The 15076-nt window shown below is 60.5% G+C and carries 11 protein-coding genes and 1 pseudogene; 6 read left to right on the forward strand and 6 right to left on the reverse strand.

Going from position 1 to position 15076, the window contains the following annotated elements; all coding sequences use genetic code 11:
* Positions 1-6 precede the first annotated feature (6 nt).
* Together IM739_RS11695 and IM739_RS11700 are read left to right on the forward strand one after the other, a co-directional pair.
* Positions 7-1440: a type I secretion system permease/ATPase gene (locus IM739_RS11695; RefSeq protein WP_237371048.1), complete on the forward strand. Its 1434-nt coding sequence runs from the start codon at positions 7-9 to the stop codon at positions 1438-1440.
* 14 nt (positions 1441-1454) lie between these two features.
* Positions 1455-2747, forward strand: coding sequence for an HlyD family type I secretion periplasmic adaptor subunit (locus IM739_RS11700; protein ID WP_272911307.1), 1293 nt, complete (start codon positions 1455-1457; stop codon positions 2745-2747).
* A gap of 64 nt (positions 2748-2811) precedes the next feature.
* Here IM739_RS11700 and IM739_RS11705 read toward each other — a convergent pair whose 3' ends face one another.
* The 6 genes and pseudogenes from IM739_RS11705 to IM739_RS11730 form a co-directional block, all read right to left on the reverse strand.
* Positions 2812-3168, reverse strand: a complete 357-nt coding sequence (locus IM739_RS11705; protein ID WP_237367925.1) for a hypothetical protein — start codon at positions 3166-3168, stop codon at positions 2812-2814.
* 324 nt (positions 3169-3492) lie between these two features.
* Positions 3493-4734 carry a tyrosine-type recombinase/integrase gene (locus tag IM739_RS11710; RefSeq protein ID WP_237367926.1) on the reverse strand — a complete coding sequence of 414 codons (1242 nt, stop codon included), beginning with the start codon at positions 4732-4734 and terminating at the stop codon, positions 3493-3495.
* A 185-nt stretch (positions 4735-4919) separates the two neighbouring features.
* Positions 4920-5624, reverse strand: a pseudogene (locus IM739_RS11715) (JAB domain-containing protein); the annotation flags it as partial.
* Between the two features lie 155 nt (positions 5625-5779).
* Positions 5780-6604, reverse strand: a complete 825-nt coding sequence (gene map, locus IM739_RS11720) for a type I methionyl aminopeptidase (RefSeq protein WP_237367927.1) — start codon at positions 6602-6604, stop codon at positions 5780-5782.
* Between the two features lie 42 nt (positions 6605-6646).
* A complete protein-coding gene (gene sfsA / locus IM739_RS11725; RefSeq protein ID WP_237367928.1) occupies positions 6647-7366 on the reverse strand; it encodes a DNA/RNA nuclease SfsA in 720 nt (239 codons plus the stop codon).
* Positions 7367-7394: 28 nt separating this feature from the next.
* Positions 7395-9233 (reverse strand): PHA/PHB synthase family protein, encoded by a 1839-nt coding sequence (locus tag IM739_RS11730; RefSeq protein ID WP_237367929.1) that lies wholly within the window; start codon positions 9231-9233, stop codon positions 7395-7397.
* A gap of 162 nt (positions 9234-9395) precedes the next feature.
* Here IM739_RS11730 and IM739_RS11735 point away from each other — a divergent pair, with 162 nt between their 5' ends.
* The 4 genes from IM739_RS11735 (at position 9396) to recJ (ending at position 15051) form a co-directional block, all read left to right on the forward strand.
* Positions 9396-9803 (forward strand): SHOCT domain-containing protein, encoded by a 408-nt coding sequence (locus IM739_RS11735; RefSeq protein WP_237367930.1) that lies wholly within the window; start codon positions 9396-9398, stop codon positions 9801-9803.
* 227 nt (positions 9804-10030) lie between these two features.
* Positions 10031-11248, forward strand: a complete 1218-nt coding sequence (locus tag IM739_RS11740) for an LL-diaminopimelate aminotransferase (protein ID WP_237367931.1) — start codon at positions 10031-10033, stop codon at positions 11246-11248.
* 75 nt (positions 11249-11323) lie between these two features.
* Positions 11324-12643: a homoserine dehydrogenase gene (locus tag IM739_RS11745; RefSeq protein ID WP_237367932.1), complete on the forward strand. Its 1320-nt coding sequence runs from the start codon at positions 11324-11326 to the stop codon at positions 12641-12643.
* Between the two features lie 605 nt (positions 12644-13248).
* Complete coding sequence (gene recJ / locus IM739_RS11750) at positions 13249-15051, forward strand: single-stranded-DNA-specific exonuclease RecJ (protein WP_237367933.1); 1803 nt, start codon at positions 13249-13251, stop codon at positions 15049-15051.
* Positions 15052-15076: the final 25 nt, after the last annotated feature.

Raw genomic sequence — 15076 nt, forward strand, 5'->3', positions numbered from 1 at the left:
CAGCGGATCGAGGAGGATCTCGGCGACGCGACCTTCCGCTCCGTGATGGTTCTGCCGCTCAGGATGTCGCGCAAGGAGGCCGTCTCGCAGCCGATCCGGGATCTTGAACAGATCCGGCAGTTCATGGGCGGGCCGGGTCCTATTGCCATCTGCGACATACCCTGGCTGCCGCTTTATGTCGGCATCCTCTTCCTCTTCCATCCGCTTCTGGGCTGGCTCGCGATTGCCGGCGCGGCGGTCCTGATTGTGCTCACGATCACCAGCGAGTTTCTCTTGCGTGATCCAATGCGGCGCATTGCGCAGTTTTCAGCGGCCCGGGCAGAGTTTCTCGAGGCTGGGCGGCGCAATGCCGAGGCCTTGCAGTCCATGGGTATGCGCGGCGCCTATACCGCCCGCTGGCGAAAGGCGAATGCGGAGTATCTGATGCAACAGCAGCGCACGGGCGATGCGACCAGCAGCTTTTCCACTACGTCGAAGATCTTCCGGTTGGCGCTTCAGTCCGCGGTGCTTGCCCTCGGTGCCTGGCTCGCGATCAACCAGATGGCCTCTCCTGGCGCCATGATCGCAGCCTCAATCCTGACCGCGCGAGCCTTTGCGCCCATCGAGCAAGTGACCGGCCAGTGGCGGGGCTTCGTCAATGCAAGGCAGGCGCGGGATCGACTGTACAAGCTTCTGGAGCAGTTCCGCGAAGATGTCCCGCGCATGGCGCTACCAAGACCGAGGGCATCATTCACTGTTGCGGCCCTGACTGTCGTGGCGCCTGGCGCCAACACGCCCGTTATCCGCGACATCAGCTTCAGCGTCAGTGCGGGGCAGGGTGTCGGCATCATCGGGCCGAGTGGTTCTGGCAAATCTTCGCTCGCTCGGGCGCTGGTCGGCATCTGGCCGCCGGCGAGGGGCAGCGTGCGGCTTGATGGTGCGGAGCTTGACCAGTGGGATCCGGAGGCGCTTGGGCCTTCGATCGGCTATTTGCCCCAGGGCGTCGAACTGTTCGACGGGACCATTGCCGAAAACATCTGCCGCTTTTCCACGGACGCACACCCAGACCAGATCATTGAGGCGGCAAGGCTCGCGGGCGTGCATGACCTTGTCCTGTCGATGCCGGAGGGTTACGACGCACGGATCGGCGCAAGCGGTGCAATCCTCTCGGCCGGCCAACGGCAACGGATCGGGCTTGCGCGCGCGCTGTTCGGCAGTCCGTTCCTGCTTGTATTCGACGAGCCAAATGCCAGTCTTGATGCGGAGGGCGAGACAGCGCTGACAAATGCCATGTTGGCTCTCCGAGAAGCGGGCTCGATCGTCATCGTGATCGCGCACCGGCCGAGTGCGCTGGCGGCGGTCGATCAGGTTCTGGTAGTAGCGCAGGGCGCGATGGTCACCTTTGGACCGCGCGACGAAGTGCTGCGTAAGACGACCATGCGGGCGGTGGCCGAGAAATGACGGGCAAGCCGAGCATGACGCCAATTGCACGATCCATCCGAAACTATTCGCTCCTGGCTTTCTGCACCATGCTGGTTCTGGTGATCGGCTTTGGTGGCTGGGCCGCAACGGCGAAGCTCTCAGGCGCCGTTATCGGCCGAGGCGTTGTGGTGGTAGATGGCAATGTCAAGCAGATCCAGCACCGCGCCGGCGGGATCGTCGGCGAGATCCTCGTGCGCAACGGAGTGCGCGTCCAGGTCGGTGAGCTGCTGATCCGGATAGATGACACGATTACGCGCGCCAACTTCGCGATCATCACCAAACAGATCGATCAGTTGACTGCGCGGAGGCTGCGACTTGTGGCGGAGCGTGACGCGCTTGCCGCTATGGCAACTTCCGAGGTGGCCAGCGGCAGCAAGACCGTGGATGGGCGGAGCTATCTTCGGGCCGAGGAGGCGCTGTTTGCGGCGCGACGGGAAACGCTTCGGAGTCAGCGGAGCCAGCTGCGGCAGCGGATTGACCAGATTGGGCAGGAAGCGGATGGTCTAACCTTGCGGCGAAAGGCGAAGGAGCTGGAACTGTCCTGGGTCGAGCAGGAACTGACACGGGTGAGGAGCTTAAGCGGCCAACAGCTCATTCAGTTCAACCGGCTCGCCGAACTGGAGCGGCTGAAGGCACAGCTCGACGGAGAGAGGGGCCAGCTCATCGCCGAGATCGCCCGTGCCGGCACACGCGTGACGGAGACGGAACTGCAGATCCTCCAGCTAGACCAGGATCGACGGACTGAGATCGTCACCGAGCTTAGGGATGTCGACAACAAGCTGGCGGAAATCGAGGAACAACAGATCGCGGCAGAGGACGAGCTGAGACGCGTGGAGATCCGCTCACCGCAGGCGGGGATCGTGCATGAACTTGTGGTGCACACGATCGGTGGCGTAATCGCGCCGGGTGAAACGGTAATGCAGATCGTTCCGGTCAACGATAGCCTCGTCGTGGAGGCACGCATCCAGCCGTCCGACATTGACCAGATGCACACGGGACAAGATGTAATTCTGCGCTTCTCTGCTTTTAGCCAGCGCACAACCCCGGAAATCCTCGCAAAGGTGGAAACAATAGCTCCAGATCTAGCAACCAATCCGCAAACGGGCGAGGCATGGTATTCGGTTCGCATTCCTATCACGGCGGAGGTGCTCACGAAACTTGGACCTCTGACCCTGTTGCCTGGAATGCCGGTCGAGGCGTTCATTAAAACGGGAGAGCGGACTGCCGTATCATACTTGACAAAGCCGATGGCTGACCAGCTGGCGCGGGCGATGAGTGAGGAGTGAGGAGTGGGTTAACTGTGTTTCGGCGTGGAGTATTGGCTCTGACGCGATTTTGTTGGTCGGGGGCCTATTCTTCGTCGATGACGCGGGCGCCAAGAAGCTCGATCCTTCCTCGGCCGTACATTTGGTGCTTTAAGAGCTTGAGTTTGGAAATCTGCCCCTCTGTCTGAACATTTGACCACCGCGAACTGATCGCGGCGCTGACGGCTGCCAGGTCTCTAGCGACACCATTGGCGAAGCAGGCAAGCAGGCTTGATCGGGCGCGTTCCAACCATAGCCCCAGATCAGCGAGAGATGTCTTGCGGATCATGGCTTGGAAGGCGGCAATGATTTCCCTCGGTGCGACGAGTTGCGACACTCCGCCCTCAATTGCGGCAACCGTAAAGGTCTGAGACTTGGAGAGATCGTCGCGACCGATGGTCATATGAGGTGCAATAGTGCGTCCCGACAGCGCAGCGTTATCTAAGCGCCTTTTCCATGCGCCTTTGGGGCTGCGGCATCACTGAACCGGGTTCGTGGTCCTGAATCAGATCCGGCGGTCGTTCGGTGATTGCATCACAAACGCGACGTGATTGTCGCCACCACATGTTGTCAGTCCATAAGCTGTAGATGCACCGAATGCGGCACGACCTCCTGTCGCGTTCATTGATGGTGATATTTCAAACGTGGTAGTCACGCGGTCATAACCAATTCCGTCCAAAACTATCCCATCCAGAACTCTCGACAAGCATAAAGAAAATGATTTGCTTCACGCTGCCGATTTCAGGCTCTTTTTGGCCAGAATCTCCCGCACGAACTTGTCCCACTTCTTCATGCCCGCGCGCTTCTCCGGCATGTAGTTCCAGCGGTCGTAGTTCTTAGAGCTGACGTCATGCAAGGCGTGGTTCTGAAGCCGATCGCGGATCTCTTTGGTGACGCCGGCTTTGCCAGCGAGTGTCTTGAACGTTCGACGCAGATCCCGGTTCGTAGCGTACGGGATTACCCCGCGGTCCCGCTGGCGCCAGACGAAGCTGTAGAGCGTTGCGTGGCTGACTGGGATTGATGGATCCTTTGCAGATGGAAAGTACCAGCCGTATATGTTCGGCGTGATCGACTCGATGAGTTCAGCGGCGAGTGCCGGCACCGGGACAGCATGAGGCTGCAGGTTTTTTGTCGTTGACCAGTCGATGATGCGTTCCTTGGCATCCCACTGGTCAACATGAAGCCGGGCGATTTCCTCGACCCGCTGGCCAGTCAGCATGATGAGCTGCACCGCGCGAGGGTAGGAGGGGTGAACGGGCACGTCTGGGCATTCGAGCCAAGTGTAGAGCTGCACGAATTCCTCTTCGCTCAGCCAGCGGGTGCCCTGGACTTTCGGTTCTGTCGGAATGCCCGTGGCGGGATTGAAAGGAATACGGAAGCGGCGAGGGGAGTGGCTGCGATAATCGTTGTCGGACTTCATCCCCCAGCTATACGCTGCATGGATATACGATCGCACATGGTCGGCCATCGCCCGGGCGCCTCGTTCGTAGATCGGCCGAATCAGTTCGATGATCTCCTCCGACTCGATCTCGCGAGCCTGACGGCTGCGCCCAAGCGTATCGGCGATCTTGTTGAGGCCCTTCTCTGTTTCCTTCCAGGATGGCTTGCTGGCTGCCTTCAGGGCGGCGACATAGCCCTCGAACAGATCGGCGACAGTGCCGGGACGGGTATCGGTCGCGATCTTGATGCTGCGGCCCTTCTGGATGACGTCAGCGAAGTCGCGCTTGAAGATCTCACGCGCCTGGGCGAGGGACATCGACGGGTAGGCTCCCAGCTTCTTCTTGGTCCGTTTACCGTCACGCCACTGCTGCGCCATCCAGTCGGCTGTCACCCGTTTTGGCATCGGTTTGAGCACCAGTAAAAGGCGGCCAGTCCCGCGGCCTTCGCCATCGGCCAGGTTCTCTTGCTTCTGGTTGCTCGCCACTCGCTTCAGCGCTTGTCGAATGACGGTATCGGTCAAGCTGGGCATGGCATTCTCCCCTGTCGGCAACTGGGACCAGTGCAGGAAATAGGGAGCAGTGACTGGGATCTAAAAGATGCCCGCTACCCCTAAAACCGCACCCAGTTTGCCAAGGCCACCGATCATACACAAGAGATAAAAACTATGATGTTTCAATATGCTTGAGCGTGATCGAGCGTGACTGCACCAAGGTAAGTGGGATGGTTGTGAACCAGGATAATCGCTGTTGCCGAAAGCTCAAGCGCGCGTTTGACCACCTCGCGCGGATAGACCGGTGTGTGGTCGACGGTGCCACGTCCCTGGATCTCGTCGGCGATCAGCACATTGCGCTTGTCGAGGAAGAGGATACGGAACTGCTCGGTGGTTTCATAGGCCATGGCCGCGTGGCAATAGTCGATGACGGCCGACCACGACGACAGGACCTGTTTGCCGCGTAGCTCGCTTTTAAGGATGCGCTGGCCGATATTGGCGATCAGCTTGAGATCCTGCGCCACAGTTTCGCCCACGCCCTTGACCTCCTGCAGCAGGGCGGGTGGCGCGCCGAATACACCGGCCAGCGTGCCGAAGCGAGCCAGCAGTGCCTTGGCGATCGGTTTGGTGTCGCGGCGCGGGATCAGCCTGAACAGCATGAGTTCGAGGATCTCGTAGTCGGCGAGGGCGCCTTCGCCGCCCTCGCGAAAACGCGCGCGCAACCTGTCCCGGTGTCCGTGGTAATGGGCACCGGCATCCGGCAGGCTGCCCTCGTCGGTCCGGGACGGCTTCAGCCGGTCGCCGCGCGGGCTTTGCTCGGCAAAGAAGTGTCGTTCGTCATGGCTTTCGGAAGCGTCGGCCTCCGTATTGATCTCGATGATCGCGTCATCGAACAGGGTGCCGTTCTCGGAACGGGGAAGCTTCGCCATCGTCAAACCCTTGCATGGACCATCATAGTCACGCGGCGAGGGCGCACGTCCGGCCTATGTCCGCCTTCGCAAGGCCATAGTGACATCCCTGCTGTAACGCGCAAGATGTTGCAGCAGGGATCTGCGTCGTTTGGTTGCAGTCGTGAGGCTTGGGACTACGCCAATCCCGGCCGATCGAGGCCGGCCGGTGAAAGCGTGAAGATTTCGCAGCCGGTTGCCGTCACGCCGACGGCATGTTCGTACTGCGCGGTCAGCGAGCGGTCCCGCGTCACGGCCGTCCAGCCGTCCGACAATACCTTCACATGCGGCTTGCCGAGATTGATCATCGGCTCGATGGTGAAGATCATGCCTTCGCGCAATTCCGGACCTTCGTCGGCGCGGCCGTAGTGCAGGATGTTCGGGCTGTCGTGGAACAGTTTGCCGACGCCATGTCCGCAGAAATCGCGCACCACCGTACAGCGTTCGGATTCCGCATAGGTCTGGATCGCTTCGCCGATCGCACCAGTGCGCGCACCCGGACGCACGGCGGCAATGCCGCGCATCAGGCATTCATAGGTCACTTCCATCAGCCGTTCAGCCGCTCGCTTGATCTGGCCGACGGGGTACATCCGGCTGGAATCGCCGTGCCAGCCGTCAAGGATATAGGTGACGTCGATGTTGACGATGTCACCTTCGCGCAGCGGCTTGTCGTCCGGCATGCCGTGACAGACGACATGGTTGATCGAGGTGCAGACGGAATATTTGTAGCCGCGGTAGTTCAGCGTCGCGGGCAGGGCGCCATTGTCCATCCCGAATTCGAAGACGAAGCGATCGATCGCATTGGTCGTCACACCCGGCTTGATCATCGGCACGAGTGCATCAAGGCAGCGTGCGGTCAACTGGCTGGCGCGGCGCATGCCGTCGAAGTCTTCCGCGCTGTAGAGGCGGATTGCACCGGTATTCTTGAGCGGTGCCGATGCCGCGTCGATATAGGTTACCATTGAGCCGCTTCCGGATCCCTGTGAATGACAGTCTTTTCCCGTTCATAAAGCAGCACGACCCGACAAGTCTATCGGGATCATCCGCACTGGGGCGATTTTGCCGGGTGTGATGTCGCAGGCGACCGCATAGGCCTCCACGCCGCGGGCGGTGGCCCGCTGAAATGTGCGGCCATACCCCGGGTCGAGATCGGCGCAGATGCGGAAGCGGCTGCAATCGGTTCGCTGGATCAGGAACAGCATGGCAGCTCGTCCGCCAGCCTCCACCACGTCCCCCAGTTCGTCGAGGTGTTTGGCGCCGCGCGTCGTGATACTGTCGGGAAATTCGGCGAGACCCTCCTCGCGGATGAAATGCACGTTCTTCACTTCGACATGCACGCGGCCCTTTGCCCGATCCTCCAGCAGAATATCGACGCGGGAATTGCGACCATAGCGCTGCTCGCGCTTGAGTGTTTCGAAGCCGTCAAGGGAAGGCACGAGGCCCGCAAGGATTGCCTCTTCCGCCAGACGGTTGGGCAGCGCGGTATTGACGCCGACCATCGTTCCGTCTGCTTCCACCAGTTCCATCGCATGGCGATATTTGCGCTTCGGCGCGTCGTGGACCGAGAGCCAGATCTGTGAGCCGGGGTCCGTCAATCCGCGCATTGAACCGGTATTCGGGCAAAATCCGGTGATCTCCTCGCCGCTGTCGAGCAAGGCATCAAAGAGGAAGCGCTTGTAGCGGCGGATCAACCGGGCAGGGATCAATGGAGGATTGAAGATCAACGGCAGGTTCTGCGCGTACTGTGGTCTGTCATACGCGTTCCAGCACGTTTCTGCCTGGCGCATCGGCGATCGCGTTCAGCGCGTCGCCACCCGGTTTGCGGGCCGGAACCTGCTTGTGGTCGAGCGTCTCGATCCAGGCCTGCCAATGTGGCCACCAGGAACCTGCAGTCTCCTCCGCACTGGCAAGCCATTCCTCATAGCTGCCGTCGGCCTTTCCATGCGTCCAGTACTGATATTTCTTCTTGTCGGGTGGATTGACCACGCCGGCGATATGACCTGAGCCGGTGACGACAAATTCGACAGGCCCGCCAAACAGCGCACTGCCGATGTAGACCGATTTTGCCGGTGCGATGTGGTCTTCGCGCGTGGCGAGATTGTAGATCGGGATCTTCACCTTCTTCAGTGAAAGCGTCTTGCCGGCGAGCTGCATCTTGCCCTGGCTCAGCGTGTTGTTGAGATAGCAGTTGCGCAGGTAGAAGGAATGGTTGGCCGCTGCCATCCGGGTCGAATCGGAATTCCAGTAGAGCAGGTCGAAGGGCATCGGATCCTGGCCCTTCAGATAGTTGTTGACGAAATAGGGCCAGATCAGTTCGGAGGCGCGCAACATGCTGAACGCAGTCGCCATTTTCGAACCATCGAGGTAGCCGGTTTCCCGCATCCGGTCCTCCACCCCCTGCAGTTGCTCCTCATCGACGAAGACCTTGAGGTCGCCGGCATAGGTGAAATCCACCTGCGTCGTGAACAAGGTGGCGCTGGCGATCCGGCTATCCTTTTCCTGCGCATGCAGGGCCAGCGCCGCGGCAAGCAGCGTGCCGCCGACGCAATAGCCGATGGCGTTGACCTTTTTCTCGCCGGTCGCCTTCTCGATCGTGTCGAGCGCAAAGTCGATACCCTCGCGGATATAGGCCTCCCAGTCCTTGTTCGCATGGCGCTCGTCGGGATTGACCCAGGAGATGACGAAGACGGTGTGTCCCTGCTCGACGCACCACTTGATGAAGCTTTTCTGCGGATTGAGGTCGAGTATGTAGAACTTGTTGATCCATGGCGGGCAGATCAAGAGCGGTCGCTTCAACACGGTATCTGTCGCCGGCGCATACTGGATGACTTCGCAGATATCGCTCTGCGCAATCACCTTGCCCGGCGTGATGGCCATGTTTTCACCGACAGCGAATTTGCTGGTGTCCGTCTGGCGAATTCGCAATTCGCCTTTGCCGGCGGCGATATCTTCGGCCAGCATCTGCATGCCCTTGACCAGATTGGCACCGCTGGTGGCGACCGTTTCCCGGTAGAGCTGTGGATTGGTGGCGACGAAATTTGCCGGCGAAAGCGCTGCCGTGATCTGGCGAACATAAAACGCCGCCTTGTGGCGCGTATGCTCGTCGAGCCCCTCGGCGTCATTGACCATCTTGTCGGCCCAATCGGACAGGACGAGGTAGGTCTGGCGCAGGAAATCGAAGAACGGATTGCGCTGCCAGTCTTCGTCGGCGAATCGCTTGTCCTTCGGCAGCGGATCGTCAACCGGCGTGTCCGGCGGCGCGGAAAGACGGGTCAGCGAGCGCGCCCAGATGCCGAAGACCGCGTTCAGCAGGTGGGTCTGCGCTTCCATCGTCCGCTTCGGGTCCGACATCCAGTATTCGGCCAGCTTGGACATCGTCTTGATGAGCTCGGACATCGGCTCGGAGACCGGATCGACAATCTCGCCCCGTTCGCGCGGCGCAAGCCAGCTGGATGCGGCTTTTCCGAGGTTTTCGAGCGCCTTTGCCGCATTGATGGCCAATGCCTGCGGGTCCTTGACGATATAGGGCTCGATCAGCTTTGCATCGAATGCCGGACCGGACTGTGCCGTCTCTTCCCGTTTGTTGTCCAAGGCATCCTCCCCAGGATTGTATCTGGCGTCTTTTGTATTTGCGCATCCTGCATGAAAATGACTACAAGTTCCAGCGATTGGCGCATAGTCTTTCGCAGGTAGCGGGAAAATGCACCCTTTGAATTTGCTGGATTTCCAGCAGGCATGCGGATTGTTGAGACCATGGCACAGACGACCTTTAGCCTTAAAAGCCTCACCCGGCCGGCACACCTGGCCGCCATCATCGGCATGCTCGCCGCAAGCGGCTGCCAGTCATCCGCGGAAACGCCAACGGTCACGCCGACGCCCTCGGCACTGCAGGTGACCGTTGATGATGTGGATGCGCCCGAACAGGCGGCACCGCGTCCGACATCGAAGGACGGCTTCCCGAATTTCGGCGGATCGTTGAACGCCGCCAATGTGCAGATGAACAATGAGGAAGCCGCGGCACTTCAGCAGCAGCTCACTGCGCTGTCCAGCGCGCGCCAGTCCGGAAGCATCACCGAAGCCGAATATCAGCGCAAACTTGCCGAGCTGCGTACGCTTGCGGCCCAGCATGGCCCCGAGACGCAGGCGCAAATCGCCAAATAGCACTTGCCTTTCGGCGGGATTTTCCGCAAATCAACGAGAGGCTTTTGGCAGGTTTTTCAGCGTGACTCGTCGCGCGGGTCGGATTTGCGACAAAATTTGCTGCCAGCGCTTCTGTTGAGATACTATCGTCCAGCGCCGGTTTTGCGGTTCGTTGCGGGGCTGGCGATCACTGGGACAAACGAACCCGCCTGCCGCGGACAAGGCCCGCGCGGTTTCAGGGGTTGAAGATGGAAGAATTTCACAAAGTCCGGCGCTTGCCGCCCTACGTTTTCGAACAGGTCAATCGTTTGAAGGCGAGCGCGCGAGCCGGTGGCGCCGACATCATCGACCTTGGCATGGGCAACCCCGATCTTCCGACCCCGCAGGCGATTGTCGACAAGCTCTGCGAAGTGGTCCAGGACCCGCGCACGCATCGCTATTCATCGTCCAAGGGCATCCCCGGCCTTCGCCGTGCCCAGGCCGCCTACTATGCGCGCCGTTTCGGCGTGAAGCTCAACCCCGACACGCAGGTTGTCGCGACGCTCGGCTCCAAGGAAGGCTTTGCCAACATGGCCCAGGCGATTACCGCGCCCGGCGATGTCATCCTTTGCCCGAACCCAACGTATCCTATCCATGCCTTCGGCTTCCTGATGACCGGCGGCGTTATCCGCTCGATCTCGGTCGAGCCGGACGAAACCTTCTTTCAGCCGCTCGAGCGCGCCGTGCGCCATTCGATTCCAAAGCCGATCGCGCTGATCCTCAACTACCCGTCGAATCCGACGGCGAAGATCGCATCGCTTGACTTCTACAAGGATGTCATCGCGTTTGCGAAGAAGCACGACATCATCGTGCTGTCCGATCTGGCCTATTCGGAAATCTATTTCGATGGCCCGCCGCCACCGTCGGTACTCGAAGTGCCGGGCGCGATGGACTGCACGGTCGAGTTCACCTCGATGTCAAAGACATTCTCCATGCCCGGCTGGCGCATGGGCTTTGCCGTCGGCAATGAACGGCTGATTTCCGCGTTGACCCGGGTCAAGTCCTATCTCGACTACGGCGCGTTCACGCCGATCCAGGTTGCGGCCACCCATGCCCTGAACGGCGATGGTTCCGACATTGCAGAAGTGCGCAACGTCTACAAGCGTCGCCGTGACGTCATGGTCGAAAGCTTCGGCAAGGCCGGTTTCGAAGTGCCGCCGCCGGCAGCGACCATGTTTGCCTGGGCCAAGATCCCGGAAAAGTTCCGTCATCTCGGTTCGCTGGAATTCTCCAAGTTGCTGGTCGAAAAGGCCGATGTGGCCGTGGCGCCTGGCATCGGATTTGGCGAGATGGGCGACGAATATGTGCGCCTCGCGCTGGTCGAGAACGAACACCGCATTCGTCAGGCGGCCCGCAGCATCAAGAAGTTCCTGTCGACCGCCGACGAGACGATGCACAATGTCATTTCGCTCAACGCCCATCGTTGATCGCTGGCATTGAGCTTTTGGGCGGCCCGCTCGCGGCCGCCGATTTCCATAAACTGATTAGGTCAGGACTGATCCATGGCTGATGCCCTTAAAATTGGCGTGGCGGGTCTTGGTACCGTTGGTGCCTCGCTCGTCCGTATCCTCCAGCAGCGCTCGAACGCGCTGACCGTAGCCTGCGGTCGTCCGATAATCGTCACGGCGGTATCGGCACGCGACAAGGCGAAGGATCGCGGCATAGATATTTCCGGCATGCAATGGTTCTCCGATCCAGTCGACATGGCCCAGAATGCCGATATCGACGTTTTCGTCGAACTCGTCGGCGGTTCCGAGGGGGCTGCAGACCTTTCGGTGCGTGCGGCACTTGGTCGTGGCCTGCATGTGGTGACCGCCAACAAGGCGCTGCTGGCTCGTTGCGGTGTCGAGCTGGCGAGACTGGCCGAGGAAAAGGGCCTTCTGCTGAACTATGAGGCGGCTGTTGCCGGCGGTATCCCGGTCATCAAGACCTTGCGTGAATCCCTGACCGGAAACAATTTCTCCCGCATCTACGGGATCATGAATGGCACCTGCAATTACATCCTGACCAAGATGGAGAAGGAAGGTCTTTCCTTCGCGGATTGCCTGAAGGAAGCCCAGAGGCTCGGTTATGCAGAGGCTGATCCTGCTTTCGACATCGAGGGCAATGACACCGCCCACAAGCTGTCGATCCTGACCACGCTCGCCTTCGGTTCTGAAATCGCGGCCGACAAGATCTATCTCGAGGGCATCACCAATATCTCGATCGAGGATATTCATGCGGCCGCCGATCTCGGCTATCGCATCAAGCTGCTAGGTGTCGCCCAGAAGACGGAGAGCGGCATCGAGCAGCGCGTGCACCCGACCATGGTGCCGCTCGATTCGGTGATTGCACAGGTCGATGGCGTGACCAATGCGGTGGCGCTCGAATCCGATATTCTCGGCGAGCTTTTGATGGTTGGCCCCGGTGCCGGTGGCAATGCGACCGCCTCGGCCGTGCTCGGTGATATCACCGACATTGCCAAGAGCCGTCCGGGTGCCCAGGAAGTGCCGGTGCTCGGTCGTCCCGCCCATCTGCTCGAGCCTTATCGCCAGGCTGAGATGCAGAGCCACGAAGGTGGCTACTTCATCCGCCTGACCGTCCAGGATCGCACCGGCGTATTCGCCAGCATCGCGACCAAGATGGCGGAAAACAACATTTCGCTCGAATCCATCGTCCAGCATTCCAAGCAGCCGATGATCGCCGGAAAACCCCAGACGATTATCCTGGTCACCCATGCCACGATGGAAATCGCAGTGCGTAAAGCCGTCGATGCGATCAAGCACGAGGGCTATCTCGTCGGCGAGCCGCAGATGATTCGCATCGAGCGGCCGAAGTCCTAAGTCTTTTGCAGCGCAGCGTTTTCGGGGAATTCACCCGATTTCGCTGCTGCATCTGCGAAGTAATTGGGCTTTTTGGCGGAAAAATACGCGCCGCTTACAAAAAATCACTGTCCCGCTCTCGCCATGCTTGTGCCTGCGCGGTAGTTTGTCGCTATCTGTCAGGTTCTTGGGGAGGAGCCTCAGCGATGAGTGTGGGAAAGACATGGGTTTCTCCGGCCGATTTCGCCGGATGCGACACATTATTCGAGCACAAGCAGACTGATGTCCAACAGCGGACAACCTGTGCGTCAGATGCTGACGGATGGGAGGCCTCGGCTGACGGCATGTCGGACTGGGCAATGATCCTGGCCTTCTTGTCTGCCATGGCCGTGCCATTTGCTTTGGTGGCCTGGCTGATGGCGTGAACCATCGCAGGACGGCAGTGCCGTGTGCAGGTCGCAGCGGCGGTGTTGAAGCCCCGGTTTTCTCTGTTCATTTTTGTCAGGGCCGCTAGAACAGCGGAAGGACGTTGATGACGGCTCTTTGTCGGCATTGCGTCCATCCCAATGTCGCGGCATGGCGGTGACCCTCCGGTTGTCGTGCGGCCGCGTTTCAAAGCGAGTCCCATGTCCGAACCGGTAGATCCCGTCCAGCGTGCTTTTCTTGGTGTCGAGCAGTCCGTCAGCGGCCAGCGCTGGATGACACGTGCCGATCAGGCGGCGCAGAACAGGGCACTGGCAATGAGCCAGGTCCATGGCATCCCGGAACTGGTTGCACGTGTGCTTGCGGGCAGGGGCGTTGGCGTCGACGAGGCTCCCGCATTTCTCGATCCCAGCATCCGCAACCTGATGCCGGACCCGTCGCGGCTGACCGATTGCGATATTGCTGCCGAGCGCATCTGTGCCGCCATCAATCGTGGCGAGCGCGTCGCCATCTTCGGCGACTACGACGTCGATGGCGCGGCTTCCTCAGCCTTGATGTTCCGCTTCCTGCATCATTTCGGCATTGATGCGGAGATCTACATCCCAGACAGGATTTTCGAGGGCTACGGGCCTAACGCTGCCGCCATCGACCAGTTGATCGATCGCGGCGCCCAGTTGATCATCACGGTCGACTGCGGGTCCACCAGCATCGAGGCCCTGGCTGCCGCCGAGCGACGCAAGATCGATGTCGTGGTCATCGACCACCACCAGATGGGCCATGAGATGCCCACCTGTCATGCTCTGGTCAATCCCAATCGCGAGGATGATCTGTCGGGGCAGGGGCATCTCTGCGCCGCAGGGGTTGTCTTCATGGTCCTAGTGGCCAGCCTGCGGCGTTTGCGCGAGCAAGGGCATGCCTATGCCCGCTCGCTTGATCTGCTCGCCTGGCTCGATCTGGTCGCGCTGGCAACGGTGTGCGATGTCGTGCCGTTGAAGGGCCTGAACCGTGCCTATGTCACCAAAGGCCTGATTGCTGCCCGCCACCAGCAAAATGCCGGCCTTGCCGCATTGCTGCGCATTGCCGGCATCGGTGGCCCGGTGACGCCGTATCATTTCGGATTCCTTGTCGGGCCGCGAATCAATGCTGGGGGACGCATCGGCGATGCCGCGCTGGGAAGTCGGTTGCTGACCATCGACGAGCCTGCGGAAGCCGACAAGATTGCCACCCATCTGGATGAACTCAATCGCGAACGTCAGGCCATGGAAGCGGTCATGCTGGCCGAGGCCGAAGCGGAAGCCATGGCGGAATACGGCACCGGCGAGACGGCGGGGGTAATCGTCACGGCACGCGAGAACTGGCATCCGGGTATTGTCGGATTGCTGGCTGCCCGGCTGAAGGAGCGGTTCAAGCGCCCGGCCTTCGCCATTGCCTTCGATCCGTCGGGCAAGGGGGCGGGCTCCGGCCGGTCGATCAATGGCTTCGATATCGGCAAGATGGTGCGGGCCGCCGTCGACAATGGCCTGCTGGTCAAGGGGGGAGGCCACGCGATGGCCGCCGGCTTGACGGTCGAGCGCGGCAATCTCGGTCGCCTCAGGGCGTTCTTCGATGAGCAGGCATCCACACAGGTCGCCTCACTTGCGGCCAACCAGACGCTGAAGATAGACGGCGCCATCGGCGCATCGGGTGCAACGCTTTCGCTGATCGACCAGCTCGAGGCCGCCGGCCCTTACGGCTCTGGTCATGCGCAGCCGATATTCGCCGTGCCGATGCACCGGCTGCGCGACGTGCGCCCGGTCGGCACCACCCATGTGAAGATCACGCTGGAGGCGCTGGATGGCAGCAAGCTCGAAGGTATCGCCTTCCGCGCGGCGGAAACCGAACTCGGCCATTTCCTGATGAACAATCGCGGCAATCAGGTTCACGTGGCCGGGACGCTGGGCGCCGATCATTGGCAGGGCAACCGCCGCATTCAACTGCGCGTTCTCGATGCCGCGAAGGCACTTTAACTTACGTAACGTGATAAAAGTAGCT

Source organism: Rhizobium sp. SL42, assembly GCF_021729845.1.
Taxonomy (GTDB): Bacteria; Pseudomonadota; Alphaproteobacteria; order Rhizobiales; family Rhizobiaceae; genus Allorhizobium.